Source organism: Streptomyces sp. HNM0575 (assembly GCF_012726265.1).
Taxonomy (GTDB): domain Bacteria; phylum Actinomycetota; class Actinomycetes; order Streptomycetales; family Streptomycetaceae; genus Streptomyces.
On record NZ_JAASAG010000002.1, the window covers coordinates 154,416 to 180,588 of the forward strand.

At 72.2% G+C, this 26,173-nt stretch carries 20 protein-coding genes; 8 read left to right on the plus strand and 12 right to left on the minus strand.

Features of this window, described 5'->3' with window-relative positions; genetic code table 11:
- Window positions 1–127: 127 nt before the first annotated feature.
- The 7 genes from fxsT to HCC61_RS04610 form a co-directional block, all read right to left on the minus strand.
- Entirely contained in the window at window positions 128–3,154 is a 3,027-nt protein-coding gene (fxsT, locus tag HCC61_RS04580) for an FxSxx-COOH system tetratricopeptide repeat protein (protein ID WP_169133978.1), read from the minus strand.
- Window positions 3,155–3,249: 95 nt separating this feature from the next.
- Window positions 3,250–4,527: an HEXXH motif-containing putative peptide modification protein gene (locus tag HCC61_RS04585; RefSeq protein ID WP_169133979.1), complete on the minus strand. Its 1,278-nt coding sequence runs from the start codon at window positions 4,525–4,527 to the stop codon at window positions 3,250–3,252.
- Window positions 4,528–4,561: 34 nt separating this feature from the next.
- Window positions 4,562–4,819: a hypothetical protein gene (locus HCC61_RS04590; protein ID WP_169133980.1), complete on the minus strand. Its 258-nt coding sequence runs from the start codon at window positions 4,817–4,819 to the stop codon at window positions 4,562–4,564.
- Between the two features lie 151 nt (window positions 4,820–4,970).
- The gene (locus HCC61_RS04595) at window positions 4,971–8,132 is read right to left on the minus strand and encodes an SAV_2336 N-terminal domain-related protein (protein WP_169133981.1); all 3,162 of its coding nucleotides are present in this window, start codon (window positions 8,130–8,132) and stop codon (window positions 4,971–4,973) included.
- Window positions 8,133–8,138: 6 nt separating this feature from the next.
- Window positions 8,139–9,143: a MoxR family ATPase gene (locus tag HCC61_RS04600; protein ID WP_169133982.1), complete on the minus strand. Its 1,005-nt coding sequence runs from the start codon at window positions 9,141–9,143 to the stop codon at window positions 8,139–8,141.
- Between the two features lie 80 nt (window positions 9,144–9,223).
- The gene (locus tag HCC61_RS31430) at window positions 9,224–11,236 is read right to left on the minus strand and encodes a serine protease (RefSeq protein WP_169133983.1); all 2,013 of its coding nucleotides are present in this window, start codon (window positions 11,234–11,236) and stop codon (window positions 9,224–9,226) included.
- 128 nt (window positions 11,237–11,364) lie between these two features.
- A complete protein-coding gene (locus HCC61_RS04610; protein WP_169133984.1) occupies window positions 11,365–11,766 on the minus strand; it encodes a CU044_2847 family protein in 402 nt (133 codons plus the stop codon).
- Window positions 11,767–11,865: 99 nt separating this feature from the next.
- Here HCC61_RS04610 and HCC61_RS31435 point away from each other — a divergent pair, with 99 nt between their 5' ends.
- Window positions 11,866–12,048, plus strand: a complete 183-nt coding sequence (locus HCC61_RS31435; protein ID WP_169133985.1) for a DUF6104 family protein — start codon at window positions 11,866–11,868, stop codon at window positions 12,046–12,048.
- 158 nt (window positions 12,049–12,206) lie between these two features.
- Here HCC61_RS31435 and HCC61_RS04620 read toward each other — a convergent pair whose 3' ends face one another.
- Window positions 12,207–13,391 carry a helix-turn-helix domain-containing protein gene (locus tag HCC61_RS04620; RefSeq protein WP_169133986.1) on the minus strand — a complete coding sequence of 395 codons (1,185 nt, stop codon included), beginning with the start codon at window positions 13,389–13,391 and terminating at the stop codon, window positions 12,207–12,209.
- A 122-nt stretch (window positions 13,392–13,513) separates the two neighbouring features.
- On the opposite strand from HCC61_RS04620, the gene HCC61_RS04625 reads away from it, so the two are divergent.
- The 7 genes from HCC61_RS04625 to HCC61_RS04655 all read left to right on the plus strand — a co-directional run bounded on the left by HCC61_RS04625 (window position 13,514) and on the right by HCC61_RS04655 (window position 21,733).
- A complete protein-coding gene (locus HCC61_RS04625) occupies window positions 13,514–14,101 on the plus strand; it encodes an urease subunit gamma (protein WP_169133987.1) in 588 nt (195 codons plus the stop codon).
- Entirely contained in the window at window positions 14,098–15,801 is a 1,704-nt protein-coding gene (locus HCC61_RS04630; RefSeq protein WP_169133988.1) for an urease subunit alpha, read from the plus strand. The genes HCC61_RS04625 and HCC61_RS04630 overlap by 4 nt, the downstream gene beginning before the upstream one ends.
- 15 nt (window positions 15,802–15,816) lie before the next feature.
- Window positions 15,817–16,368 (plus strand): amidohydrolase family protein, encoded by a 552-nt coding sequence (locus HCC61_RS04635; protein ID WP_169133989.1) that lies wholly within the window; start codon window positions 15,817–15,819, stop codon window positions 16,366–16,368.
- A gap of 8 nt (window positions 16,369–16,376) precedes the next feature.
- Window positions 16,377–17,798, plus strand: coding sequence for an MFS transporter (locus HCC61_RS04640; protein ID WP_169133990.1), 1,422 nt, complete (start codon window positions 16,377–16,379; stop codon window positions 17,796–17,798).
- A complete protein-coding gene (locus HCC61_RS30070) occupies window positions 17,795–19,600 on the plus strand; it encodes a thiamine pyrophosphate-dependent enzyme (protein ID WP_206322113.1) in 1,806 nt (601 codons plus the stop codon). Before HCC61_RS04640 ends, HCC61_RS30070 begins: the two co-directional genes overlap by 4 nt.
- Window positions 19,601–19,839: 239 nt before the next feature.
- Window positions 19,840–20,673 carry a hypothetical protein gene (locus HCC61_RS04650; RefSeq protein WP_346777071.1) on the plus strand — a complete coding sequence of 278 codons (834 nt, stop codon included), beginning with the start codon at window positions 19,840–19,842 and terminating at the stop codon, window positions 20,671–20,673.
- A 1-nt stretch (window position 20,674) separates the two neighbouring features.
- Window positions 20,675–21,733 (plus strand): helix-turn-helix transcriptional regulator, encoded by a 1,059-nt coding sequence (locus tag HCC61_RS04655; protein WP_169133992.1) that lies wholly within the window; start codon window positions 20,675–20,677, stop codon window positions 21,731–21,733.
- Between the two features lie 75 nt (window positions 21,734–21,808).
- Here HCC61_RS04655 and HCC61_RS04660 read toward each other — a convergent pair whose 3' ends face one another.
- From HCC61_RS04660 to HCC61_RS04675, 4 genes are all read right to left on the minus strand, one after another.
- Window positions 21,809–22,771, minus strand: a complete 963-nt coding sequence (locus HCC61_RS04660; RefSeq protein ID WP_169133993.1) for a zinc-binding dehydrogenase — start codon at window positions 22,769–22,771, stop codon at window positions 21,809–21,811.
- A gap of 91 nt (window positions 22,772–22,862) precedes the next feature.
- Complete coding sequence (locus HCC61_RS04665) at window positions 22,863–23,624, minus strand: amino acid ABC transporter ATP-binding protein (RefSeq protein ID WP_169133994.1); 762 nt, start codon at window positions 23,622–23,624, stop codon at window positions 22,863–22,865.
- The gene (locus HCC61_RS04670; protein ID WP_169133995.1) at window positions 23,621–24,577 is read right to left on the minus strand and encodes an amino acid ABC transporter permease; all 957 of its coding nucleotides are present in this window, start codon (window positions 24,575–24,577) and stop codon (window positions 23,621–23,623) included. The genes HCC61_RS04665 and HCC61_RS04670 overlap by 4 nt, the downstream gene beginning before the upstream one ends.
- A 107-nt stretch (window positions 24,578–24,684) precedes the next feature.
- On the minus strand, window positions 24,685–25,581 hold the full coding sequence (locus HCC61_RS04675; RefSeq protein ID WP_240968488.1) for an ABC transporter substrate-binding protein: 897 nt from the start codon (window positions 25,579–25,581) through the stop codon (window positions 24,685–24,687).
- Window positions 25,582–26,173 lie beyond the last annotated feature (592 nt).

Here is a 26,173-nt window from a genome sequence, read left to right on the forward strand (position 1 = left end):
AACTCGGCGCCCGCGGCGCGCCGTTCCGCGCACAGCGAGGAGGGCCCGCCGGTACGGAAGGTACCGGCGGGCCCTCCGCCGTGTGCTGCGGCAGTGGGTGCCCAGCAGCGTTCTCAGCAGTGGGTGCTCAGCCCAGGTAGGGCTCGAAGTCCCAGTACGGGCGCACCCGTTGACGCGCGGAGAGCGTGTGCGGGTGCTGCGCGCCGAGCGAGCGCGTGAGCCGCTGGAGGGCGTCCTCCTCCTGCTTGCCCGCCTCCTTGCGCTCCCGTACGGCCCGCAGATCAGCGGCCAGTGCGACCTGGCAGGAGAGCGTGAGCGGGTGGTCGTCGCCGAGAACGTGCCGTGCGCGGCGCAGGGTCTCGCGGCTCAGCTCCACGGCGTCGTCCAGCCGCCCGATGAAGTTCCGCCCGCATGCGGCGTTCAGCGCGCAGCCCAGCGTCGCCGGGTGGTTGTCGCCGAGCGTGGTCCGCAGACCGGCCAGCGCCTGCTCGAACATGTTCAGGGCGCCGCCCCTGTCGCCCTCCGCCTGTAGGACGAGGCCGATGTTCGACTGCATGCCGGTGGAGACGGGGTGTGCCTGGCCGAGCAGTCGGCGGTAGCCCTCTTCGGCCTCGTTCAACAGGTCGGCCGCCCGGTCCAGTTCGCCCCGCACCCGCAGGAAGTTGCCGTAGTCGGTGATGAGGGCGAACGTGCTGTAGTGGCTGCGCCCGTAGGTCTGCTGCTGCTGTTCCAGCAGGCTCTCGAGCACCGTGCCGGTGTCCTGCTTGGAGGTGCCGGCACGTCGTTCGCACAGCATGAGGTTGTGCCGTGCCCACAGCGTCTTGGGGTGCTGCGCTCCCATGACCTGCACGTGCCGCCGTACACACAGCTCCTGCCGCGCGAGGGCGTCCTGGTAGCGCCCCATCAGCCGCAGGTCGCGGGAGCAGGAGTTGACGGAGCTGAGGGTGTCGGGGTGCCGGTGGCGCAGCAGCGTCTCCCGCTGCCGCAGCGTCTCCAGGTCGACTTCGTACGCTTCGGCGTAACGGCCCAGCAGGCGCAGGCCGACCGCGAGGTTGTGGTGAGCGAGCAGCGTCGTCCAGTCGTCCGGACCGAGGAGGCGTTCCGCGGTGGAGACGACCTCGCGCTGCATCTGGAGCGCCTCGGCGTACTGCCCGAGGAAGCGCTGGTCGGCGGCGAACGAGGCGGTCGCCGTCATCAGCTTCTCCTCGTCGGTGTCCGGGACGCCGCGCAGCCGCTCCAGCCGGCTGCTGTCCAGGTCGTACGCCTCCTGGAACCGGCCGGCGGCGCGCAGGATGTTCCCCTGGATCGTGGTGAGGTGCAGCATCGGCGTGGCGTCGGGTTCGAGGAACTGCGACCACTCTTCACGGACCGTCTCGGCGAGGTCCGCGCCCGCCCGGTACTCCCCTCCGGACTGGCAGTAGCGCACGCAGTTGAGCACCAGGGCCTGGGTGTCCCGCGCTTCGCTGGTGAAGGCGCCCGACGGGCCGAGGTGCGGGATCAGCTCGGTGTAGGCGGTCCAGTTCCGGCTGTCCTCCGGGGCGCCGGGGTTGGCCATCGCCAGGACCTTCCGCACGACCTCCTGGTAGACGGGCCGGTCGGTGGAGACGGTGAGTTCGCCGACGATGTTGTACACGGTGCGGTGCATGTGCACGGATTCCCGCTCCGGGCCGCCCTCGCTGCGTGCGCTGCCGCGCGACTGCCGGGTGAGCACGGAGAAGTTGACGAGGCTGTCCAGGGCCCGGGCCCAGGCGGGGCGGTCGGTGGCGATCCACTTCAGGTTCTCCGGCAGGTCGGCCGGGTTGAGCCCGCGCACGAGGCCCAGCGGGATACGGCCGGGGGCGAACGCGCAGCACAGCTTGAGGAGTTCGATGGTGTGGGGCTCGGAGGAGCGGAGCCGGTTGATCAGTATCGACCAGGACGTGATGGAGGAGTCCGAGTAGTCGGGGATCACAGACGGCCGTGCCGTGCCGCCGCTCTCGCTGCGGCGCACCATCCGCAGATACTCGCCCGGGTCCATCTTCGACTCGCCGAGCCAGGCCGCGGCCTGTGCCATCTGGAGCGGTACGTCGTTGAACTCGCCCGCGATCTGCTCGGCCTGGGCGGCGCCGACGTGCGGTGCGCGGCGCATCAGATAGCCGGTGGACTCGGCGCGGCGGAAGCCCGTCACATCGATCACGTCCGTCACCTCGCCCCACGAGCGGTTGCGCGATGTGATCAGCACGTGCCCGGTGCCGCCCTGAGGAAGGTACTGGCTCGCCTCCTCGGTCTCGTCCCAGCCGTCGAAGACGAGCAGCCAGCGCCCGTAGGGCCGTCCGCGGTGCAGGGCCTCGCGTGCGGCGCGGATTCGCTCGCCGAGTTCGAAGCTCTCCGTGCGGTCGAGTTCGACGGCCAGCTCGCCGAAGCGTTCGCGCAGGGTGTTGCGCTGGTCGGAGTTGATCCACCAGACCACGTCGTAGTCCGGGCTGAAGCGGTGGGCGTACTCGGCGGCGATCTGCGTCTTGCCGATGCCGGACATCCCGACCAGCGTGCAGGCCGCGGCGCCCGGCCTGGAGTCGGTGAGCCGCTGCTGGATCTCGTTGAGCAGCTCGTCCCGTCCGGTGAACTGACGGTTGCGGCGCGGCACTTCGCCCCAGACGGCCACCGGGTCGTTGGGGAAGCGGGAGCCGGGACCGCCCGGCAGCGACAGCGGCTCGCTCCGGCGCGGCAGGCCCAGCCGGGAGAACAGCCGCCGCTCGGCCTCCTCCTCGCTGACGCCCCACAGGTCGGCGGGCTCCAGCACGGCCGTGGCCGGAAGCAGGGGACGGTTGGTGAGGTTGACCGCCGCGAACCGCTCGGAGTTGTCCCGTACGAAGCCGCGCAGCACCGTGTTCCATTCGCCCTCGGGACGCGGCCCGAGCTGGAAGAACCAGTCGCTGAGGACCAGCAGCACCCGGCCGCGGGCGAGCAGCAGGTCCTCCAGGGCCTCCTCCAGGGGCTGTTCGCGCGACGGGTCCCAGCGCTGGAGCGCGGGCCTGTGGCCGTGGGTCTCCAGGCGGTGGGCGAGCCAGGTCGCCCAGGAACGGTGGTAGCCGGGGAAGGCCACCGTGACATGCTGCGGCTCCTGCCCGAGGTCCCCCGGGGCACTGCTCCCGTCCGGGTACCGCTGCTCGACCATGGGCACGTTCTCCCTCGTCAGTGGTGGTCACGGGCCGCCGGATCCGTCCCGGCCGCTCCGCAGGGATCACCGTACGTCACCCCGTGGTAACGGGGTCACGTACGGGATGCAGAGCTCGGATGTCTGTGCAGAGCCCCCAGACGGCGGGCCATGCCGTCCGTGAACCGGGCTCCTGTGTCGGTGAGTTCGCCCGATGCGCCCAGCACTGCGAGCGCCTCGGCGACCTGTGCGCGGTAGCCCTCGCACGTGGCGCGGGCGGCGGCGCGGGCAGCCGTGGTCGCGCCGGGGCGGGCGGCGAACCGGTGCCAGAGGTCGGCGAGGGCCAGGTGTGCGTAGGCGCCCTGTAGCACCGCGTCGAACGGGCGGAGGTCCGTGCGCCACGGGACGCGGTGGGCAGGGGTGCCGTCCGCGTGGTGGAGCGGGGTGAGGTCCGAGAGCAGGGCGAGCTTGCTGTGCTGCACCTCGTGAACGAGTACGGCCGCCAACTCCTGTGCGGAACAGGGCAATTCGGTCATAACGGCGAGGGGCGCGGAGCGCAGCGTGCCGCTCGCCGAGGCGCCCTTCGTCCTGCCAGCCGGCCGCGGCAGCGGCACCAGGGCACGCACCAGGCGGGCGACCTCCACCCGGCGTTCCGGGTCCGCGGCCTCCAGCAGCACCAGGGCGCCTCGCCAGCGTGCCGCCCAGCGGCGGGCGGTCCGCGGGGTTAGCGAGGGCGTTCCGGGCTCGCGGGGACGGATGCCCGCGCGGTGCGGATCGAGTGCGTCGAGCAGCGTGGCCCCTCCGTGCAGCGGCAGGAGCCCGTGCCAGCCCGCGCCCGCGGCACGCTCGTACGGCGGCGCCAGCACAGTGCCGGTGCCGCGCCGCCCCGGCGTCAGCCGGAGACTGCGCGGACCTGCGACGACCCGTACACGCGAGGCCCCGGACCGGTACACCCCGAGCCCGGGCAGGACGAGCCGTCCGCTGCGGGCCGGCAGCGTGAGACGGAAGCCGGTGCCCGTCTGGAGCGCGACGGACGCGGCGAGCGCGCCGAGGCCGCCGAGGAACTCGGCGAAGGCCGACGGGCGGCTGAGCGGGATGCCCAGGCCGTGCAGCAGCCAGTTGCCCACGGACGGATAGTCGAGCGCCTCGCGGGCGGCGACCGGGTCCCGGGCCTCGGCGCGGGCGAGCAACTGCCAGTGCTCGTTGAGGTTCCGGCGCACGGAGGGCGGCACGCCGTGCCGTTCGGCCCGCACCAGCAGCGACTTGAGAAGCACCAGCCGCCGGCTGTGCAACCCGGCCCCTAACAGCCGCAGTTCGCGGAGAGCGGGACGGGTGCCTGCCAGCGCGCCGACTGTGGCCTGGGGGACGGCGAACGATGGCGTGGCATGCGGCATCGTGCCTCCTCCCCCGCTCCGAGATTTGGCGCGATCAGACGGTTCTGTGGCCCGTTCCGCCTTGTGCGGGCACGCAGTGCAGCTTCCCCGTGTCGCCGCCGTCCGACGGTCCCCACCACAGATCGGTGCACCGGTACGGATCACGCAGCACGTCGTCCACCGCGGCACGGAGCGCGGGATCCTCGGCGACCCGCAGAACGTGCAGGTCGACGCCGGTGAGGTCGGGCAGGGGCGGACTCCCCGTGTTGTCAGAGCCTGCGGATGCAGGCGCGCCTCGGCCCAGTTTCGGCACGCTGGTCTCCTCCCTGCCGCCTCACGCGGGAGTTCGGCAACGACAGTGCAGGGTTCTTCCCAAGCGCCTTGCATCGGAAACGTGTTCGGCCGCCGGGCGGGACGACCCGCCTGACGCGTTTCGGCCTTGTGAAGTCCCGTCCCCCGGCCCCTCATCGACCCTCCAGCGCGGCAAGCCGCTCAATGGTCTCGCGCACCTCGTCCCACGGAATGTCGTCGGCGAGGCGGCCCGTCAGCTGCTGCCACTCCTCGCGCGCGGCCCGGTAGTCGGCGAGCGCCTCCCCGTGGTGGGAGCGGCGCTCGTTGACCTTCGCCCGGCCCATCAGGGCACGCGCCACCGCCACCGCCCCGGCGGCACCGCCGCGCACCTGCCGCGCCTCGTCGGCGGACTTGGAGAATGCCTCGGCCGCGCGGTCGGCACCGCCGTCCTGGAAGGAGTCGAGCGCCTTCCCGAGCAACAGCCAGGCGTCGGCGCGGAGTTCGCCCTCCGGGGCCTTGCGGGCGGCCTGTTCGAGCATGTGGCAGCCCTCGTAGAGGTCGGGCCGGAAGCCGCCGCGCTCGAAGCGGTCCACCAGGGCGCCGCCGAGTAGGAGCTGGAGACGCCCGGCGAGCGCTCCGTCGGCCGGTGCGGTGGTGAGCGCCTCACGCAGCAGACCCTCGGCACGGCCGGCCCTGCTGCCCGGCGATGTCCCGACGGCTTCCGGGGCGGCCGCCTCTGCCTCCGGTTCGCCCTCCGCCGTGGCGGGCTCGTCGTCGGCGCGTAGCAGCATCACTCCCCATTCCGTGAGGAGTTCGGCCCTCTGCGAGCTGTACCGGCCGGTGTAGGTCTCGGCCTCCGCATAGGCGGCCTCGGCCGCGGACCGCCGGCCCGAGTCCCGGTGCACCCGGGCCCGCTCGCGGGCGCAGCGCAGCCGGAGTTCGGCGTCGCCGGTCGCCGCCGCCTCGGCCCGGTCGAGATTCGCCAGCCGCTCGCCCACTTCCGCGCCCGCCCGGCGAAGCGCGGCACCGCGGTCGAGCAGCGCCTCGCAGAGCCGGCGGCCGCGCGAACCGCCGGCCGTCAACAGCTCGGCGGCGGCGCCCAGTTCGTCCGCGGCCTGCACCTCGTAGGAGGGCGCGCCCTGCTCCGCGGTCTCCCCGGCCCGGCTCAGCTCCAGCAGCGCCTTGCCCAGCCAGATGCGCCGCTCGGCCTCCAGGTGTTCGCGCAGCGCCCCGTCCGCGCGGTGCCGGATCCGCTCCTCCATGGCGCGCAGCGTCCGCACGGCGCTGTGCAGATGCCCGGCGGCGGCCTCGGCCTTCCACAAGTCGTAGCGCACGGCGGCCAGTTCGATCCCGGCGGCGGCCTCGTCGCCGGCCGCGGTGCTCGCGGTGAGCACGTAGGCGGCCTCGTGCAGCAGCTCCCGTACGCGCTTCGGGTTGCGGCGCACCGGGCCCGTCTTCGTCATGGCATGCAGGACCTGTCCGAGTACACGCCGCGGCCGCGCGGGCGCATCCCCGTCCGCCGCCGCTCCCGCCGCTGCCGCCGGCCCCGCCGCTTCCACCGCCGACTCCGCGTGCCTGCGCGCCTCGTCCAGCAGCCACGGGTCGGCCTGCGCCCGCCACCGCCGCAACAGCAGCTCCGCCTGCGAGATGTCGTCGGGCGCGGTCTCCGGGTCCGGGATGTACTGCCGTACCACCCGCGCCGGAATCTGCGCGAACAGCTCGTCGGGAACGTCCGGCGGGTAGGCCCGCAGATCCTCCTCCGCGACGTCCCCCACGGGCCTGTTGCCCAGCCGTGCCACGGCCATCGCGGGGAAGTTCCGGGTGCCGTTGCCGAAGCGCCTCGTCACGTACTCCGAGAGGTGCTTGAGCACCAGCTCCGCGGCGCCCTGGTCGAGGGAGTGCAGCAGCAGTTCCTGGACGCCGTGTACGAAGTCGTAGCGCGGCCCCGGCGAGTCCTCGACGTCCGGAAGCCGCTCCAGCAGGCCGCTGAGCAGCACCTCCGCCAGCTCCATCGGGCCCGTGTCGGGCAGCATCGCCTCCTGGACGAGCTGGATGACGGGCAGCAGCAGCGGTACGGCCGCCAGATGGACGGCCAGGTCGAGCGCGCCCGGTGAGGCGGAGGCGCGGAAGGCGGCGAGCATCTCGCGGGGCTCGCCGCGGCGCGGGCTGGTGGGCGGGGGCATCGCGTGGTGTCGCGGCCTGACCCACGCGGCGGCGCCGCGCACCGTCTGCCGCCCCTCGCCGCCCTGAAGCCGCGCCCAACTGCCCAGCGCCGCGGGCGTGGGAAGCAGCACCGGCACCGGCAGTGCGTCGTCCGCGGGCGGCGGCCCGTAGCCGTCCGGTTCGAAGGTGACGGGCCCGCCCGCGCCCTTGTCGCGGATCAGCAGCCCCGGTTCGCCCGGCAAGGCGGTGCGCCGCCACAGCCGTGGCGGCAGCGGCTGCACGACGGCCGACGGCGCGCTTCTCAACCACCGGTGCAGCAGCCGCTGTGCGCGTCCGTCCTGCCACAACGAGCCGACGCAGTCGCTCACGATGAGCGTCAGCCGTCGCCCGGTGGTGTTGCGGTACTGGTCGGCGGGCCGCAGCCGGGTCGTCTTCGGGTCGGGGCCGGTTCCGACGAAGGGTGTGCCGTCCGCGCCCCGGTGCAGATACAGGGCCTGTACGTCACGGAAGGCGCCGAGGCGTTCGCAGGTCTGCCGGAGCTTGTCGAACGTGAGCTGCCAGACGGAGTTGGTCGCCGACGCGTCCATCAGCAGCAGCAGTTCGGCGTCGGGTCGCGGTGACGGGCCGAAGACGGGGCGTACGGCGCCGCTCCGGGCGCTCAGTTCGGCGCTGGCCGCCTCGTCCAGTACGGTCTCGACCGCCCGCAGCGGCGGCCGGTACCCGAGTAACGGACGCATGCGGCGCTGGAATTCGAGCAGACCCGGCAAGGTGGTGGCGGCCGGGGCGCGCACGGGGAAGGCGGTGCCCGCTCCGCCCGCGCCGCCGCCGTGCCGGTCCGGGGCGTACAGCGACACGGTGGAGACGGACGGCAGACGCTCCGTGACGGCGCCGGTGCGCGACGGCGGCTCGCCCCGGCCACGGGTCGCGGACGGCCGGCGGCGCCGTGCGGGGTCCTCCTGCCTGGGTGCGTCCGAGCCGTCTTCCTCCGGTACCGCGTCGGCGGGCTCCGCCTCACCTGTGCTGTGGTCCGCCCAGCGGGCGAACCACAGCGCCTCGGCGATCTCTTCGGCCGTCGGCTCCCAGCCCGCCGCGCGCAGCCGGGAGACGAATTCGGGCAGCCGCGATTCAGGCTGCCGCGAACGGCCTTGAGGCGCGGGCCCGTTCGGGTCCATCGGCCATCACCTCGGGCGGTCGAGGGGCCGCAGCAGCATGTCCGCCAGACGGCTGCGCGTCACCCGTTCCGCTCCAACTGCCCGCTGCGTAAGGAACAATGCGTTGAGCAGCTGGTCCGTGGCGACGACCTGCCCGGCGTCGCGCTCCAGGAAGCGGCGGATGTACTCCTCGCCCTCCGAGAGCGCCTCCTCCCCGAGGTGGGCCGCGACCATCCCGGCGAGCTGCTTGTCGGTGGGCGGCTTGAGTTCGAGCTGGATGCAGCGGCGCAACAGGGCGGCGGGGAAGTCCCGTTCGCCGTTGGACGTCAGCACGATGAAGGGGAAGGTCGTGCAGCGCACCCAGCCGCCCGTGACGGCCACCCTGTCCCCGTCGTCCGTGAGCACCTCGCTGACGGGCTCCCGGTCGGCGCTGCGCTCCAGCTCCCGGATGGGGAACTCGCCTTCTTCGAGGACGTTGAGCAGGTCGTTGGGGAGATCGATGTCGCTCTTGTCCAGCTCGTCGACGAGCAGCACCCGCGGCAGGGGCGCCTCACCGTCCGCGCCGGTGGGACGTGGCAGCAGCGCCGTCCCCAGCGGACCCAGCCTGATGTACGAGCCGATGGGCGGCCGTTCGGCCCGCTCTCCCTCTACGGCCTGCTCGAGTTGTACGTCCTGGAGCCTGCCGATGGCGTCGTACTGGTAGAGCCCGTCCTGCAAGGTGGTGCGGCTGACGATGGGCCAGCGCAGCACCCGTCCGAGCTGGAGTTCGTGCGCGACGGCGTGCGCGAGCGTCGACTTGCCGGTGCCCGGATTGCCCGTCACCAGCAGCGGACGGCGCAGATACAGCGCCGCGTTGACCGCCTCGACCTCTTCTGGGCGCGGATGCAGATTCTCCACCAGCTGCCGCTGCACGCCCAGCCGCCGGCCCGCGTCGCCTTCCTGCGTGAAGTCCCGCCAGGGCGGGGGGTCCGGTAACCTCTGGGCGCCCGTGTGCGGTGTCCCCGCTCCCCGGTAGATCCGCCAATCGCTCACTGCGAGCTCCTTGCTGGTGCTGTCCTGGGCCGGGTTCTGGTGAGTGGTCCTGACGGTCATCGGTCGGCTGACGGCGGCGGTCACGGGCGAGTCGGCGGTGCACGCAGGGGTTCGTCCTCGAACTGCGGCCCCCCGTGCGGCGGATCGTAGAGCAGAACCAGCTCACCGCGCAGCGAGACGTGGAGCCCCGCGCTCTGATTGCGCACGTCCCGGACAAGCTCGCGCAGGGACTCCGCCAGACCGTGAGGCTTCGCGGAGCGCAGCAGTTCGGCGACGCGGGCCCTGAACTCGTCGCAGTCGGCGTGCGGTTCGTCGCAGCGCCGCCACAGGGCCACGGCATGGCCCGCGCCCAGCGCCACTCCCATCGCCATCGCGCCGGGCTCCTCCGAGACGCCCGAGCAGTGCACCGGCACCGCGTTCCGCGGCAGCCCGCTCAGCCGTCCCCAGGCCGTCAGCTGGGTCTCCTGGCGGTCGTGCCCCGGGCACAGCGGCGCCGCGGTCATCTGCCCCCTGCGCACGGCCCGCCAGCGCTGGTGCCACTCCGGGATGCGTTCGCCCTTCTGCCACCGGTGGTGGTCGCGCAGCGCGACCGTGCGGCGGTGGCCCAGGGGCAGGCTGCGCGGGCTGAACGTCTCCCCGGGGTCCAGCTCGTGGGCCCGCCACAGCTCCACGGGCTCGTCGAACAGCGCCCGCGGCAGCATGAAGTCCACGGCGGCCAGATGCTCGCCCACGTCGCCCTGGTCGAGGGCCTCGGCGAGCGCTGTCCGGATGTCCCGCTCCAACTGGTCGCGCTCGGCGCCGGTTTCGTTCCCCTTCACAAAGGCCGCCTGGCCGTCCGGCTGGACGAGCTTGATCCGCCAGGGGTGCGTGCCGTACAGATCCGGGTCGATCTCGACGAGCACGTCGGCGTAGGAGGTACGGGCCCCGGACGCGGCGGCGCCGCCCGCCAGGATGTCCCGCACCTTCTTCCTCAGGTCGCCCGTCGGCAGGGTGATCGCGATGTTCCGGACCCACTCCCGCAGCTCCGTGAGCGCACCGTCCGGTACGCCGCGGCCCGCCAGCGCCTGGCAGACCTGCGCGGCGTACAGCACCACCGCCGCCCGTTCGAAGTCGCGGTCGCCGCCCTCGGCGTAGAGGAGTCCGACGCCCTCGCGCCAGCTGCTCGGCTTGTTGATGTGCAGCCTGATGGCCTCCTGCACCACCTCGCGGCGTGCCTCCTGCACCATGCCCAGCACCTCGCCGGCGCTGTCCGGCGGTGGCAGCTCGGCGAAACAGCCGAAGAGCTGGGCGCGGTCATGTGCGTTGAAGCCCAGCGCGTAACCGCTGTCCCGCTGCCTGCCCCGGTCGAACTGAAGCCGGGGCCAGCTCCAGTCGGGCCCGCGGAAGCGCTGGAGATGGTGCCGGTCGTGCGCGCACAGCGCCTCGTGCCACGCCTCCGCTTCGCGCGGGCCCGCCTCGATGAAGCTGCGCAGCGCCGTGATCGGTGTCGCCCGTGCGACCTGAGGGTCCTTCGAGCGGCCCTTGTTGACGCCGATTACGGCGCCGCGCTCCACGTCGACCACGGGCCCGCCCGAGCAGCCGGGCGGCACATACGCGCCCTGGAGCATCATCGGCCCGTCGACCGGTGCGCTGGCCTTGCCGGAGCCCTGCACATATCCGGGTTCGCCACCGCTGCCCAGGGCCACGGAGTAGCCGTGCATCTGCACCTGGGGCGCGCTGAGCCGCATACGGTCGCTCAGCCAGAGGGCGCTGGTGCCGGAGACGGCGTCCGGCACGCGCACGAGAGCGAGGTCGGGATCGGGCCAGGGCCCGGACCGGGGCCCGTCACCTGACGGACAGGGCAGGCCGCACGCCAGCTCACCGACGAGCCTGTCGCCGCTCTCGGTGGTGATGCCGATGACGCGCTCACCCCTCCACACGGCACGCCTCCCCACGTCCACGACGTGCGCACTCGTGAGCACCCAGCCCGGCGCGATGAAGAAGCCGCTGCCCCAGAACTCCGCACGTGGACCATCGTCTCCGCCGTCATACCCGTCGGCGGGTGCACCAATCCGTACGACGGCGGCCCGGGCGGCGCTCTCGACGGCGCTCACGGGACACGCACGGCGCACGACCGCAGAAGGATGTGTGCCGCCCGTGCCGTGCCGGTCCCGAGTTCAGTGACCATGCTCCCCAACTCCCCCCGTTGCCCCGGTACTCGGCGTGTGAAGCAGCAGCCAGGTTACTGCTCCCGCCGTTCCCGATCTGCCCCCTCCCGGCCTGCCGAGCGCGCTTCGGGCCGCCAGGTCAGCGTCACCGAGATCGCGCCCTTCATCTCGCCGTCCGCGAGCATCGCCACCGCCCTGCCCGGCTTGGCCATCACCTCGACGCCGAAGGTCGCGCTCACCTCGTCGGGGCGAGCGGAGGCGGCGGCGTCGAGAACGGCCGAACCGACGCCGCTCACAAGCTCGTTGAGCCGTTCGACACGTGCGCCGAGCCACTCCGGCGCTGCCGTGTCCTCGAACTCGGACTCCTCCTCGTACCCGCCGGACATGCCGGGCAGCCGCCCGGGCTCCAGCACGCGCACGGACGCGAGCACCCGCTCGCCGCCCGGCAGTTCGATCTCCTGGATGCCCCGTTCCACAGGTGTCCCTCCCCCTCGGCGGGCGGCCGGTCTCTCCGGTGCCCCTCGCGCATTATCTTTGGGGAGGCAACGTCCCGTCCGAAGGAGCCAGGAGTCCCCGTGTACTTCACCGACCGCGGCATCGAAGAGCTGTCCAGCCGGCGCGGCGAAGAGGAGTTCACGTTCGAGTGGCTGGCGGAGCAGCTGCGGGCGTTCGTGGATCTCAACCCGGACTTCGAGGTTCCCGTCGAGCGGCTGGCGACCTGGCTGGCGCGCCTCGACGAGGAGGACGACGAGGACTGACGGGCGAGGGCTGACGGGCGAGGGCTGACAGGGGCGAAGGCTGACGGGCGCCGCCGGACCCCACCGGGCACCGCCGTTCCGCGGACCCGTTTCCCGGACAGGCCCGCAGACCCGTTCCGCGGACCCGTTCCCCGAACCGAACCCGCCCGCGCCCGTGCCTACTTGGCCGCCCCGCTGTCCCGTGCCCGCAGTGCGAACGCCAGCAGCGCCGCGTCCCCTGGGCGCCGCACATCGCGGCCGGTCAGTTCGCAGAAGCGGGTGAAGCGCTGCTGGACGGTGTTGCGGTGGCAGTAGAGCGCGCGGGCGGTCTCCGCGATGGAGCCGTTGCCCGCCAGATGCACCCGGACCGTGTGCAGCAGCCGTTCCTTCTCCGCGGCGGGCACCGCGCCGCCCTCGCCGTCGTACAGGCCGCCGAGCACGTCGTCCGTGAGGTGCGCGGCGAAGTGGCCCGCCCGGTTGACCAGTACGTCCAGCCAGGCGTCGGCGAGACGCAGCGGCCCGTCCGCGTCCTCGGGAAGCACCCGTACCGTGGCGGTGGCCAGCTCGACGGCCCGCGGCACCCCGGCGAGACCGTCCGCGAGCGGTGACACCCCGCACGGCACACCGTCGAGCCTGTCCAGCACGGTCTCCTCGGTGACGCGGGGCGCCAGCTGCACGACCAGCAGTGAGGCCGACGAGAGCGTCTGACGCTGAAGCGTGGCCCCCGCGGAGCGCAGCGCCGCCGCCGCTCCGTGCAGCCCGCCGCCCGGCCCGGGTCCCGGCAGCGCCGCAGCGCACAGGAAGCGCCCCGACGGCACGAATCCCAGCGCCAGCCCCACGTCGCGTACGACCGTCGGATTGTGGCCGCCGCTCTCCAGCAGCCGGTCGAACCACAGCCTGCGCTCGTCCTCGCGCTGCCTGCCCATCTCCAGCACCGTGCGCTGGTACGCGGTCATGATGCCGGTGACGTGCGCCTCCACCGCCTCCCACACGTGGTAGGCGGACGCGACGAGCCGCACCTTGTCCTCGTCGTCGGCCCGTTCGACGAGCGCGTCCCACACCACGCGGAAGTCGAGCCGTGCCGCGGAGAGCAGCGAGTCCAGCGGCACGCCCTGGCGGGCCCGGCGCTCGCCGATGCGCTCCGAGATCCCCGCCAGCTCGGCGGGCACGGGCAGCTCGGCGACCGTGCGCAGCAGCAGCTCGAACGCCTGGAGCGCCGACTCACGGAAGTCGTCGTCGGGCACGGCGCCCTCGTAGGTGTCGCGCAGCGGCTGCACGGCCTCCAGCCAGTCGCCGAGCAGGCCGTCGACGCCTTTGAGGCACTCGACGGCGAGTTCGGCCGCGCGGTCCTGCGGGGTGTGCATATGCACAATTGTGAGGCTCAGGTCCGCGATACTTCAACGTTGGCCTTCCGCTCACCGCAAGCAATCCTGGGTCGATCGCCCGCGTCCCACCGACCGGCCGGTCGAGCCCGGAGGCCCCGACAGTGCATCTGACTCCTCGCGAGAACGAGCGGCTCCAGCTGTTCACCGCCGCGGAATTGGCGCGCAGGCGCCGCGCGCGCGGCCGGCGGCTCAACGCACCCGAGGCCGTCGCCCTCATCTGCGACGAGATCCTCGAAGCCGCGTGGGACGGGCTGAGCATGGACGACGTGATCGCCGTGGGCCGCTCGGTCCTCACCGAGGACGACGTGATGGAGGGGGTGCCCGCGATGGTGCCCACCGTCCAGGTCGAGGCGCTGTTCCCGAGCGGCACGGCGCTCGTCGCCGTGGACGCGCCGATCACACCGGGCGCCGCGGGCCCTGCGCAGGCGGATCCGCCCGGTGCGGTGCGCACCGCTCCCGAGCCCGTACGCATCAACGAGGGCCGGCGCAGGCTGCGGCTGACCGTGCGGAACACCGGCGACCGCGCCGTCTACGTCTCCTCGCACTACCCCCTCGACGAGACCAACGCGGCGCTGAGCTTCGACCGCGAAGCGGCCGCCGGCATGCGGCTCGACATCCCCGCGGGCACCGCGCTCGTCTTCGAGCCGGGCGGCGAACGCGAGGTCGGACTGGTGGAGGCCCGCGCATGAGCACCCCGCGTACCCACGCCCAGGTGGACAGGCGCACCTACAACGCGCTCTACGGCCCGACGACCGGCGACCGGATCCGTCTCGGCGACACCGGCCTGTGGGTCGAGGTCGAGACGGACGACGGCACTCCGGGCGACGAACTCCTCGGCGGCTGCGGCAAGACAGTGCGCGACGGCCTGCTCGCCTCGCCCCGCTCCGACCGCGACTCCGCCCTGGACATGGTCGTCACCAACGTGGTGCTGCTCGATCCGCGGCTGGGCGTGCGCAAGACGGACATCGGCGTGAAGGACGGCCGTGTCGTGGCTGTCGGCGGGGTCGGCAACCCGGACGTGGCGCCCGTCGACTTCGCGGTCGACTCCCATACGTCGATGGTTCCCGGCGAGGGGCTGCTCGCGACGCCCGGCATCGTCGACAGCCACGTGCATCTCTCCTCGCCCGAGATCGCGCCCGCCGCGCTGTCGGCGGGCGTGACGACCGTGGTCGGGATGGGCCTGGGCGGGATGTGGGAGATCGGCTGCAACCCGGCCCGCAATCTGCACACGCTGATGAGCGCGTGGCGCGGCACTCCGCTCAACGTGGCCTTTCTGGCCCGCGGTTCGTCCTCCTCTCGCAGGCTGCTGGACGAGATCGTGCTGGCCGGAGCGGGCGGCTTCAAGATCCACGAGGACTTCGGCGCGACGCCGCGCATCGTCGACACCTGCCTGGACGCCGCCGAACAGGCCGATCTGCCCGTGGCGTTGCACACCGACTCGATGAACGAGTCCGGCTATCTGCGCGACACCGTGGGCGCGACCCGCGGCCGCACCGTGCACGCGTACCACGTGGAGGGCGGCGGCGGTCACCCCGACCTGCTGGAGATCCTCTCCGAGGCGAACATCCTGCCGTCGTCGACGACGCCGACCGTCCCGTACACGGTCAACACCGTCGACGAGCTGTTCCCGATGACGATGACCGTCCACCGGCAGAACCATCACATCGACAGCGACGTGGAGGTCTCGCGCGGACGGATCCGCGCGCACGCCATCGCCGCCGAGAACTCCCTGCACGACCTCGGCGCCATCAGCATCGTCAACTCCGACTCGATGGGCATGGGCAGGATCGCCGAGACCGTGCGCCGCACCTGGCAGCTGGCCCACCTTCAGGCCGTACGCAGCGGGGAGAGCGGCGTGGAACACCGCGCCAACGAGCGGGTGCTGCGCTACCTCGCGAAGATCACGCTCAACCCGGCCGTCGCGCACGGGATCTCGCACGAGGTTGGCGGCGTCGCACCCGGGCAGCTCGCCGACATCGTGCTGTGGCACCCCGCCTGGTTCGGCACCAAGCCCGAACTCGTCATCAAGAGCGGCTTCGTGGCGTGGGGCAACACCGGATCGGGCTCCGGCTCGACAAGGCTGACCCAGCCCCGCACCTACCGCCCGTACTACGGAGCGCTCGGCGACGCTGCCTCGCAGCTCGCGCGCGTCTTCGTCGGCGCCGAGGCACTGGCCGACACCGGCGCCCGCAACTCCCTTCCCTCCGGGCTGTGTTACGCGCCCGTACGGGACAGCCGCGGGCTCGGACGCGCCGACATGCTGCACAACACGGCCACGCCCCGGGTCGAAGTGCCCCGCTCCGCCGGGCCCGTACTCGTCGACGGCAGGCCCACCGCCACCGACGCCGCCACGGAAGTCCCGCTCGCCCGACTCCACCACCTGGCCTGACGCAGGAGAGGACACATGCGGCTCGATCTGATCGTGCGGGACGCCGAGATCCGCACGCTGGACGGCGAACGTCCCGACCAGCTGCCGCGCTTCGCCGCCCTCGGCATCGTCCCCGTGCCGCAGCACAACTTCCTCGCGGCCTTCGGCGACGCCATGGCCGCCGACTGCGGCCCGGAACGCACCGGTTGGACCTACCGGCTGCGCTCCTTCCTCGACCACGGGCTGACCGTGCCCGGCTCCTCGGACCGGCCCGTCGCACCCGGAGCGCCGCTGCCCGCCATCGAGGCGGCCGTGCTGCGGCTGACCGAATCGGGCGCGCCCTTCGGCCCGGACGAACGGGTGCCCGCCGAGAGCGCGCTGCGCGCCTGGACGACCGGGTCCGCGCAGGCCACGGGCACGGCCGCGCGCAAGGGCCGGCTGCGCCCCGGCATGCTCGCCGACTTCGCCGTGCTCGACGCCGACCCGCTCGGCACCGACCCCGCCCGCATCGGCTCGATCAGCGTCCTGGCCACCGCCGTCGGCGGTGCCGCCGTACACGACCCGCACAGTCTGGTCACCGTCCCCTAGGAGACCGCATGAGCACCTCCCCGTCCCCCGCCACGCCCCCGTCCCCGTCGTCGTCCTCCTCCCCGTCCCCGTCCTCGCCCACGGCTCAGTCCGCGACCGCCTCCGCCGCCCCCGGCACGGCGGACATCAGGCGCCTGCTCTCGGCCGCGTTCATCGGCACGGCCCTGGAGTGGTACGACTACTTCCTCTACGGCACCGCCGCGGCCCTCGTCTTCAACAGGCTCTTCTTCCCCGAACTGGACCCGGCCGTAGGCACCATCGCCGCATTCATCACCTTCGCCGTCGGCTTCGTCGCCCGTCCCATCGGCGCCGCCGTCTTCGGGCACGTGGGCGACCGCTACGGGCGGCGCACGGCACTGATCGTCACCGTCGTGCTGATGGGCCTCACCACCGGCTGCATCGGACTGCTGCCCGGCTACGGCACCATCGGGATCTGGGCGCCGGCACTGCTGGCCGCGCTGCGCTTCCTCCAGGGCGTCTCCGTGGGCGGCGAGTGGAGCGGCGCGATGCTGCTGACGCTGGAGCACACCCCGAAGGAGAAGCACGGCAGCTACTCCGCCGTGCCCCAACTCGGCTCCCCCGTCGGTACGTTGCTCTCCAGCGGCGCCTTCGCGGCGGTGGGGGCCCTGCCCGACGACGCCTTCTACTCGTGGGGCTGGCGGATACCGTTCCTCTTCGCCTTCGTGCTGCTCTTCGTGGCCCTCTACATGCGGCTGCGCATCGAGGAGTCGCCCGTCTTCCAGGCCATGATGGCCGACAGCGAGAAGAACGGGCCGCCCCCGGCACCGCTGATCGAGGCCTTCCGCCGCACCTGGGGCCGGATCCTCATCGGGATCGCCGCGGCCTTCCTCGGCATCGGCGGCTTCTTCCTGCTGACCACGTTCATCATCTCGTACGGGACCGGACAGCTCGGCGTGGACAAGTCCGTGATGCTCAACGCGACGCTCGTCGGGGCCGTCGTGGAGATCGGCGTGCTCGTCGTCGGCGGCAGGATCGCCAACCGGGCAGGACCGTGGAAGGTGTGCGTGGTGGGCGGCGTCGTCTCCGTGCTCGCGGCGTTCCCCGCCTTCTGGCTCGTGGACACCGGGGAGACTCCGCTCGTGGTCCTCGGGGTCGCGCTCGGGATCGGGGCGATCTCCATCCCGTACGCGCCGATCGGCGCCGTCGTCTCCGGAATGTTCCCCGAGAACTTCCGCTACAGCGCCGTCGCCATGTCCTACAACCTGGCGGGCGTCCTCTCCGGCTTCGTGCCGCTCGTGGCCGCCTCGCTGCTCGGGCTGTCCGGGGGCGCGTCGTGGAGCGCGGCGCTGCTGCTGATCTTCATCGCGGCGTGCACCGCCGTCGGCTCGTACCTGGCGGGCCCGCAGCTCGCGCGCAGGCTGGGCCACGACCCGAGCAAGCAGCACGAGACGTCGAAGGCCATCGCATGACGCTCCCGCGCACGGGCGGCCGGATACTCGTCGACCAGCTGGCGGCACACGGCGTGGAGCGGGTCTACGGCGTGCCGGGCGAGAGCTATCTAGCGGTGCTGGACGCGCTGTACGACGCTCCCGTACGGATGGTCGTGTGCCGCCAGGAGGGCGGGGCCGCCTATATGGCCGAGGCGTCCGGCAAGCTCAACGGGCGTCCCGGCGTCTGCTTCACCACGCGCGGCCCCGGCGCGACGAACGCGCTGGTGGCACTGCACACCGCCGACGAGGACGCGACACCGCTGGTGCTCTTCGTCGGGCTGGTGCCCCGCGGCCACACGGGGCGGGCGGCGTTCCAGGAGTTCGATCTGCGCGGCACGTTCGGCGCGCACGCGAAGCTCGTCGAGACCGCGGACGACGCGGCGCGGCTGCCGGAGGTGACCGCCCGCGCCTTCGCCACCGCGGCCTCCGGACGTCCCGGCCCCGTGGTGGTCGGCCTTCCCGAGGACATGCTCACCGACACCGCGGCCGTCGCGGACGCGCGCCCGCTGCCGGTGCCCGAGGGCGCCGTCTCCGCCGGTCAACTCGGCGAGCTGGACGGCCTGCTGGCCGACGCGGAACGCCCGCTGGTGATCCTGGGCGGCAGCCGCTGGACGGACACGGCACGCGCGGACGTACGTGCCTGGGCCGAGGCCTGGTCGCTGCCCGTGGCCGTCGACTTCCGCTGCCAGGACCTGATATCCGCGGACTGCGAGCTCTTCGCCGGACACCTGGGCTACGGGCGCTCCGACGCCCTCGCCCGGCAGGTCGCCTCGGCCGACCTGCTGATCTGCGTGGGGGCCGCGCCGGGGGAGGTGGGCACTGACGGCTTCTCGCTGGTGCACCCCGTGGGCCTGGCCGACCCGGCGGATCCGGCCGACCCGGCGGAGATCGCCGACCGCGGTGACCGGGACACGGACACCGATGCCGATGCCGATGCCGATGCCGCCGAGCCTCCGGGGACGGCGCCGCGGACCTCCCGGCGGATCGTCCATGTGCTTCCCGACTCGCCGCCGCCCGGCGTCTGGCACCGCGCCGACCTCACGCTGCTCGCCGCGCCCGCCGCCTTCGGCGAGGCCGTGGCGGCTCTCAAGCCGGCCGGGCCCGTTCCGTGGACGGACCTCACCCGCGCCGGCCACGCCGCCCAACTCGCCTTCCACCGACCCCTGCACGATCCCGAACCGCTCGACCTCGGTGCCGTGTCGGCCGCCCTCGACGCCCGTCTGGAACCGGACGCCGTCATCACCTTCGGCGCCGGCAACTACGCGCTCTGGGCCCAGCGTTTCCTCACGTACCGCGACGGCATGCGCCAACTCGGGCCGCGCAACGGCTCGATGGGCTACAGCGTCCCCGCGGGCGTCGCCGCCGCGATCAGCAGCCCCGGACGCCAGGTCGTCACGTTCGCGGGCGACGGCTGCTTCCTGATGAACGGCCAGGAGCTGTCCACCGCCGTGGCCGAGGAGGCCGCGCTGCTGATACTCGTCGTCGACAACGGCACCTACGGCACCATCCGCAAGCACCAGGAGCTCGCCTATCCCGGCCGCGTCAGCGGCACCGGTCTGCGCAATCCCGACTTCGCGGCCTACGCCCGGGCCTTCGGCGCACACGGCGAAACGGTCGCGGCCACCGAGGAGTTCGCTCCCGCCCTGGAACGCTCCCTCACCCACTGCCGCTCCGGACGCCCCGCGTTGATCTGCCTGCGGCCCGCCGAGGGGCGGCTGGCTCCGGGCATGACGGTCGGCTCGCTGCGCGATCTGGCGGCGGGCGGAGGCGAGGCCGGGTAGCGAGGGAAGGCGGGGCAGGGAGCCGGGGCCGGGCAGGGAGCCGGGGCCGGGCAGGGAGCCGGGGCGGGGCTGGGAGCCGGGGCCGGGCCGCGTCCGTCGTACGGTTGCCTGCGGACCCACACACGACATATCGTGTTCCATGTTCTCTCGCATGGACGCGATATGTCGTCGCTTCGCGCCCGTGCTCACGCCCGCCTACCCGGGAGGCCGCCGTGCCCGCCGAAAGCTCCTCGTGGCCGATCTCCGAGCCGCAGACCCTCGACATCGACGACCGCGTCGAATCGCTCCAGGTGCGCATCGTGGGCGGCAGCGTAAACGTCGTCGGCTCCTCCGAGCCCGGTACCCGCGTCGAGGTCGGCGAGGTGCAGGGACCGCCCCTCATCGTGACCCTCAAGGACGGCTCGCTGGTGATCGCCTACGAGGACGTGCCCTGGAAGGGCTTCCTCAAGTGGCTCGACCGCAAAGGCTGGAACCGGCACGCGGTGGTCTCGGTCTCGGTGCCCTCGAAGGTGCGGCTCTCGGTCGGCGTCGTCGACGCGAACGCCTTCGTCTCCGGCATCACGGGACGTACGGACGTACGCGGCGTCAGCGGCGACACGACACTCGTGGCCATCGACGGCCCGGTCCGCGCCGAGACCGTCTCCGGCAACGTAGAGACGCAGGGCCTCACCGGACGCATCGGCTTCAACTCCGTCTCCGGCGACCTGACCGTCATCGACGGCCGTTCCTCCGTGAAGGCCGATTCGGTCAGCGGCTCGATGATCCTCGACCTCGACACGGGCGGCGGCGACGCCGAGACCGACATCGCCCTCGGCACGGTCTCCGGCGAGGTCGCCCTGCGGCTCGCGGACCCCGTCGACGCCAGGGTGGAGGCGAGCACCGCGAGCGGCGCCGTCTCCAGCGCCTTCGACGAGCTGAAGGTCGAAGGAGAGTGGGGCGCGAAGAAGGTGAAGGGCACCCTCGGCACCGGCAGCGGCCGGCTCCGCGCCAACAGCGTCTCCGGGTCCATCGCCCTCCTCCGGCGCGCGGCCCCCCTCCACGACGACGACCTCCTCCTCAGCAAGGACGCCTGACATGCCTCCGGTCTTCGCGCACGGCCGCCTCCGCCTCTACCTGCTCAAGCTGCTCGACGAGGCGCCCCGCCACGGCTACGAGGTGATCCGCATGCTCGAAGAGCGCTTCCAGGGCCTCTACGCGCCGTCCGCGGGCACCGTCTACCCGCGGCTCGCCAAGCTGGAGGCCGAGGGACTGGTCAGCCACACCACCGAGGGCGGCGGCCGCAAGGTCTACTCGATCACCGACGCCGGGCGCGCCGAACTGGCCGACCGCGAGGACGAGTTGGCGGAGCTGGAGGTCGAAATCAGCGCTTCGCTGACCACCCTGGCCGCCGACATCCGCGAGGACGTCAGCGGCTCCGCCCGCGACCTGCGGCGCGAGATGCGCGAACAGGCCCGCCGCACCCGTACGGACAACGGCGGTACGGGCGTGCACGGCTGGCCCGGGAAGGCGGAGAAGGAGGCCTGGCAGCAGGCCAAGGAGGAGATGAAGCGCGCCAAGGAGGAGTGGAAGGAGCAGGCCCGCCGCGCCAAGCGCGAGACCCAGCAGGCCAGGCGCCAGGCGAAGGAGGCCCAGGCGCGCGCGGCGGCGGCCGAGGAGGTGCGGCGCATCGCCCGGCAGGTCCAGGACCAGGTCCAGTCACGGGCGAAGTCCGGCGACTGGCCCGGCGCGGTCCGCGAAGGCATGTCCGAACTCGCCCGCGAAATGGGCAACTTGGGCCGCATCACGGATCACACCACGCCGTGGTTCCCGTTCGCGGGGCACGAGTGGCCCGTGGACGGCGCGGCCGGGCGCCCCGACTGGGCGCAGGAGAAGGACGCCCCGAGCGACGATCCGGGCCGCGACCTGGCACGGCTGCTGGACCACTTCCGCGACGACGTGCGCGACGCGGCACGCGACCACGGCGTGACGGACGACCAGCTCCGCGAGGCCCGCCACCACCTGTCGGCCACGGCGGCCCACCTGGTCGCCCTGCTGCGCGACGGAGACGGCGGCCCGGAAGGCACCGGCGACTCGGAAGGCGCCGACGGCACCGGAGGCACGGAAGGCGCCGGAGGCAAAGGAGCCGCCGGCTGACGGACGGGTCGCGGTCGGTCAGCGGATTCCGGCTCCCCGTGCCGACCGCAGCTCCCGGCCCCGCCACCGCACGGCTCAGACCGTCAGCACGACCTTGCCGAAGAGCTCGCCCTCCGCCATCTTCGCGAAGCCCTCGCGAGCCCTGTCCAGCGGCAGCGTCGAGTCGATGACCGGGCGTACGCCCTTCGCGGCGCAGAAGTCCAGCAGGGAGGCCAGCTCTTCCTTGCTGCCCATCGTCGAGCCGACGACCTTCAGTTCGAGGAAGAAGACCCGGTTGAGCTCGGTAGCGGGCGGGTTGGGCCCGCTGGTGGCGCCCGAGATGACGACGGTGCCGCCCGGCTTGAGCGACTTCAGCGAGTGCGACCAGGTGGCCGCGCCGACGGTCTCCAGTACGGCGTCGACGCGCTGCGGCAGCCGCGCCCCGCTCTCCACGGCGGCCTCGGCGCCGAGTTCCACGGCCCGCGCCCGCTTGTCCTCGTGCCGGCTCGTGGCGAAGACCCGCAGTCCGGCGGCGGCGCCGAGCACGATCGCGGCGGTCGCGACGCCGCCGCCCGCGCCCTGCACGAGCACGCTGTCGCCCGGCCGTACACCGGCGTTGGTGAAGAGCATGCGGTACGCGGTCAGCCAGGCCGTCGGCAGGCAGGCGGCCTCCTCGAAGGAGAGCTCCTTCGGCTTCGGCAGCACGTTCCACTCGGGTACGGCGACCCGCTCGGCGAAGGCCCCCTGGTACTTCTCCGTCAGCAGGCTCCGCTGCTCGCGCGGCCCGACGCCGTGCCCGGTGGCGCCGATCACGGAGTGGACCACGACCTCGTTGCCGTCGGCGTCCACGCCCGCGGCGTCGCAGCCGAGGATCATCGGGAGCGAGTCCTCGCCGAGGCCCACGCCCCGCAGCGACCACAGGTCGTGATGGTTGAGCGACGCCGCCTTGACGTCGATGGTCGTCCAGCGGTCCGGAACGGTGGGCTCCGGACGGTCGCCCAGCTCCAGCCCGTCGAGCGGCCGGTCCTTGTCGATGCGCGCGGCGTATGCAGCAAACATGATCCAGACGGTACTCCCACCTGCTACGCGGCGGGGACCCCGGATGCGGTGTGGGTTACAGCACCCCGGCCCACGCCACCTTCGCCAGGCGTCAAAGCACCTTCGAGAGGAAGGACTTGGTCCGCTCGTGCTGCGGGTCGCTCAGCACGTCCCGCGGATTCCCGGACTCCACGACCACGCCGTCGTCCATGAATACGAGCGAGTCGCCGACCTCGCGCGCGAAGCCCATCTCGTGCGTGACGACGATCATCGTCATGCCGTCCTGAGCGAGGTCCCGCATCACGTCCAGCACCTCACCCACCAGCTCCGGGTCGAGCGCGGATGTGGGCTCGTCGAAGAGCATCAGCTTCGGCTCCATCGCCAGCGCACGGGCGATGGCGACGCGTTGCTGCTGACCGCCGGAGAGCTGCGTCGGGTAGGTGTCGGTCTTGTCGACGAGCCCGACGCGGTCGAGCAGGGTCCGCGCGCGTTCCTGGGCGCTCGCTTTGCTCTCGCCCTTCACCTGCACCGGCGCTTCCATCACGTTCTCGACGGCCGTCATGTGCGGGAAGAGGTTGAAGCGCTGGAAGACCATCCCGATGTCGCGGCGCTGCGCGGCCACTTCGCGGTCACGCAGCTCGTAGAGCTTGTTGCCGTGCTCCCGGTAGCCGACCAGGGTGCCGTCGACGTACAGGCGCCCGGCGTTGATTTTCTCCAGGTGGTTGATGCACCGCAGGAACGTCGACTTGCCGGAGCCCGAAGGCCCGACGATGCAGAACACCTCGCCCGACGCCACCTCCAGGTCGATGCCCTTGAGCACTTCCAGGGGCCCGAAGGACTTGTGGACGGCCTCGGCCTTCACCATCGCGTTCATGCGCTTCCCCCTGCTCCCGATCCCGTGCCGCGGCCGATGCTGAAGACGAGCCGGCGGACTCGCTGCCAGGGCGTCGCGGGGAGCTGCCTGGAGGAACCGCGCGCGTACCGCCGTTCCAGGTAGTACTGGCCGATGCTGAAGACCGTCGTGATGATCAAGAACCAGGCGGTGGCCACGAGCAGCAATTCGACGACGGAACCGGCGTTGTTGCCGATGTTCCGGGCTTTGCGCAGTGTCTCCTCGAACAGGACCACTTCGCACAGGGCCGAGGTCTTCAGCAGGTTGATGAACTCGTTGCCGGTGGGCGGCACGATGACCCGCATCGCCTGCGGGAGCACTATTCGGCGCATGTTCTGTCCGTGGGTCATGCCCAGGGCCTGTGAGGCCTCGGTCTGCCCCTCGTCCACCGACTGGATGCCCGCACGGCAGATCTCCGCCATGTACGCGGCCTCGTTGAGCCCGAGCCCCAGCAGGGCCGCCATGAACGGCGTCATGACGTCCGTCATCTCGTCCTTGTAGATGGGCCCGAGATTGAGAACGGGGAACACCAGCGCCAGGTTGAACCACAGCAGCAGCTGCACGTACACGGGAGTGCCGCGGAAGAACCAGATGTAGCCCCACGCCACGGAGGAGGTTATGGGGTTCTTCGACATCCGCATCACGGCCAGGACGATGCCCAGGATCAGCCCCATCAGCATCGAGAGCACGCTCACGAGGAGGGTGTTCTTGACGCCTTCCAGCACCTCTCCGTCGAAGAAGAACTCGCCGACGGAGCTCCACCGGAGTTCGTCCGCCGTGGCGAAGGCGTTGACGAGGAGACCGAGCAGACCGATGACGACCAGGGCCGACACATAGCGGCCGTAGTGCCGTACCGGTATCGCCTTGATCGCTTCAGGCGCTCTTTCGGCCGGTTGCGGCGCGTCGCTCGGCGCCTTGTCGAGGGGTGCGGTCATGGATGCTGCTGCCTGTCGTTCGGGCGGGCGCGCCGTCGGGCGCCCGGGGTCGTCGGTCGTGGCGTGGCCGGCCGCGTGCTCTCACGGCCGGCCGGTCACCGCACGGCTCACGTACCGCTGTTGGTCTTCGCCTCGGTCACGCCGCCGTCCTCGACGCCCCACTTCTTGAGCGCCTTCTTGTACGAGCCGTCCTCGATGACCTTCGCGAGGGCCTCCTTGAGCGCGTCGCGGAGCTTGCTGTTCTCCTTCGCGACGGCGATACCGTACGGCGCGGACTCCATCTGCTCGCCGACGACCTCGAACTGGCCGCCCTTGGCCGCGTTGGCGGCCACCGGGAAGTCGGAGATGTCCGCGACGACGCCCCCGGCCTCCAGACGGATGCGAGCCTGGTCGTCGGTCTCGAACGGCTCGATCGTCAGCGGCCGTTCACGGTTCTTCTTGCACTTGTCGATCTGCTTCTTGAGGATCTCGTGCGACGTCGTGCCGCGCTGCGTGGCCACCTTCTCGCCGCACAGCTCGTCCACCGACTTGACCTTCTCCGGGTTGCCCTTCTTGACGAGGATCGAGGACCCGGCGGTGAGGTAGTCGACGAAGTCGACGCCCTTGCCGACCTTCTTGCCCTGCTCGTCGAGGCCCTGCTGCCGGTCCTTGGTGTCCGTCATCGACGACATGATCAGGTCGAAGCGCCCGGTCTGCATGGAGGTGATCAGACCGTCGAAGGTGCCGTTGGTGAACTGGAAGCTCACGCCGAGCTGCTTGCCGAGCAGGTTCGCGAGATCGGGGTCGAGGCCCACGATCTTCTGCCCGTCCTTGTACTCCATGGGCTTGTACGCGGCGTCCGTACCGACCTTGATGACGCCGGCCTTCTGGATCTTCTTCGGCAGCTTGTCGAAGAGCGGGGCCTTGCTGCCCTTCACCTTGCCGCCGCCCGCGGAGTCCGTCTGGTCGCCGCAGCCGGCCAGCAGCAGGGCGCCGGTGACCGCTACGGCGACGGACGCGGCCATGCGGCGGTTGCCTCCCGGGCCGAAGGCCCTGAGGGAGCTCCGCCTGCGCGCGGCGCCCGGGCGTCGGGGAGTGCGTGCGGTCATCACGGGGTCCTCCTGCGGATGAGGGAGCGGCCGGTCTGGGGGATGCTCGGCTGGATGGAAATCCTGCCATCCGTTCGAGCCCTTACCGAGGCTTCCGGAGTCAAAATCGGATAACGGAGGCCGGGATCCGGATACAGGGCACTCACTCGTCGCATACGAGGTGTCGCGCTCAGTCCGGCAGGAGACCTTCGGCACATCGGCGGGCCCCGCCGAAGACCCTTCAACGGCGGGCGCGTTGAGCCCGCGGATCCCCGACACCCCGTCACCTTCCGGGCGTTCTGTCGGCTAATGTCCGGTTGTCGGCGGTCGCTCATGAGGAAAGCGGGTCGTAACGGGAGGGCTTCGTCAGGTACAAAGGTCGATTACACCCCTCACCCGGGGACCGGGGCGCGTGTGCGGCGCGCCCGGCGTTCGCCTTCTCCCCCTGGGCCCAGCGGCCCGGGGGCCTCCGACCGGGCTCGGCCCGGGGCTCCCACCAGGGCCAAGGGGCGCCGCGGCGGCGGACGTG

What these genes read in the sequence shown, in the direction of transcription:
- HCC61_RS04635 (WP_169133989.1), top strand. Translation starts at nt 15,817, where the DNA reads ATGCGGCTCGATCTGATCGTGCGGGACGCCGAGATCCGCACGCTGGAC.
- HCC61_RS04640 (WP_169133990.1), top strand. Translation starts at nt 16,377, where the DNA reads ATGAGCACCTCCCCGTCCCCCGCCACGCCCCCGTCCCCGTCGTCGTCC.
- HCC61_RS04620 (WP_169133986.1), bottom strand. Translation starts at nt 13,391, where the DNA reads ATGCACACCCCGCAGGACCGCGCGGCCGAACTCGCCGTCGAGTGCCTC.
- HCC61_RS04675 (WP_240968488.1), bottom strand. Translation starts at nt 25,581, where the DNA reads ATGGCCGCGTCCGTCGCCGTAGCGGTCACCGGCGCCCTGCTGCTGGCC.
- HCC61_RS04660 (WP_169133993.1), bottom strand. Translation starts at nt 22,771, where the DNA reads ATGTTTGCTGCATACGCCGCGCGCATCGACAAGGACCGGCCGCTCGAC.
- HCC61_RS04670 (WP_169133995.1), bottom strand. Translation starts at nt 24,577, where the DNA reads ATGACCGCACCCCTCGACAAGGCGCCGAGCGACGCGCCGCAACCGGCC.
- HCC61_RS04595 (WP_169133981.1), bottom strand. Translation starts at nt 8,132, where the DNA reads ATGGACCCGAACGGGCCCGCGCCTCAAGGCCGTTCGCGGCAGCCTGAA.
- HCC61_RS04655 (WP_169133992.1), top strand. Translation starts at nt 20,675, where the DNA reads ATGCCTCCGGTCTTCGCGCACGGCCGCCTCCGCCTCTACCTGCTCAAG.
- HCC61_RS04630 (WP_169133988.1), top strand. Translation starts at nt 14,098, where the DNA reads ATGAGCACCCCGCGTACCCACGCCCAGGTGGACAGGCGCACCTACAAC.
- HCC61_RS30070 (WP_206322113.1), top strand. Translation starts at nt 17,795, where the DNA reads ATGACGCTCCCGCGCACGGGCGGCCGGATACTCGTCGACCAGCTGGCG.
- fxsT (WP_169133978.1), bottom strand. Translation starts at nt 3,154, where the DNA reads ATGGTCGAGCAGCGGTACCCGGACGGGAGCAGTGCCCCGGGGGACCTC.
- HCC61_RS04585 (WP_169133979.1), bottom strand. Translation starts at nt 4,527, where the DNA reads ATGCCGCATGCCACGCCATCGTTCGCCGTCCCCCAGGCCACAGTCGGC.
- HCC61_RS04665 (WP_169133994.1), bottom strand. Translation starts at nt 23,624, where the DNA reads ATGAACGCGATGGTGAAGGCCGAGGCCGTCCACAAGTCCTTCGGGCCC.